Annotated in this window: 1 protein-coding gene; it reads left to right on the top strand. The window is 58.8% G+C overall.

Going from position 1 to position 825, the window contains the following annotated elements; translation table 11 throughout:
- Positions 1 to 23: 23 nt before the first annotated feature.
- Positions 24 to 825: immunoglobulin-like domain-containing protein (locus tag J5M56_RS23655; RefSeq protein ID WP_207937902.1), on the top strand; the 802-nt coding region annotated here is incomplete at its 3' end.

Raw genomic sequence — 825 nt, 5'->3', positions numbered from 1 at the left:
TGACCAATCCGGCTGGCAGCGAGATGAAGATCACCCTGAGCAATGGTGAAGTCATCACCATTGGCAAAGGTTTGACCGAAGGCTCTATCACGGTTCCAGCACCAGCCAACACCGTCTATGTCGATGCTGGCAATGTGAGTGTGAGCGTCACTGGAGCTACTGGTGGTGACTTCGAGAAGCTGAACGTCAGCCCAACACCGGCTGTGACCGCCATCACCGACACCATCGATACCTCGACGGTGACTCTGACCGCGACCCCAAGCGTGACCGAAGGCGGCACCGTGGTGTACACCGCCACCGTCAACGCACCGGTTACTGGTGCTCCGCTGGTGATCACCCTGGCCAACGGCCAGACCATCACCATCCCGGTCAACGCCAGCTCTGGCTCGGTCGACTACGTTGCGCCAAACAACGTCTACAACACCAACACGCCGCTGACTAACAGCATCACCAACGTCACCGGTGGCAACTACGAGAAGCTCGAGACTGCTGGTAACCCGACCACTTCGGTTACCGATGATCCGGCGAAGCTGGACAGCACCGGCTTGAGCCTCAGCGCCACTGGCACCGTTCAGGAAGGTGGCAGCATCGTCTACACCGCTACCCTGACCAATCCGGCCGGTAGCGAGATGAAGATCACCCTGAGCAATGGTGAAGTCATCACCATTGGCAAAGGTTTGACCGAAGGCTCGATCACTGTCCCAGCACCAGCCAACACCGTCTATGTCGATGCTGGCAATGTGAGTGTGAATGTCACCGGCACCACCGGTGGTGACTTCGAGAAACTGGACGTCAGCCCGGCACCGGCTGTGACCGCTATCACCG

This window comes from Pseudomonas sp. 51_B, assembly GCF_017491595.1.
Lineage (GTDB): Bacteria > Pseudomonadota > Gammaproteobacteria > Pseudomonadales > Pseudomonadaceae > Aquipseudomonas > Aquipseudomonas promysalinigenes.
The sequence above is the reverse complement of the archived record's forward strand: the minus strand, read 5'-3'. Positions and strand labels throughout refer to the sequence as shown.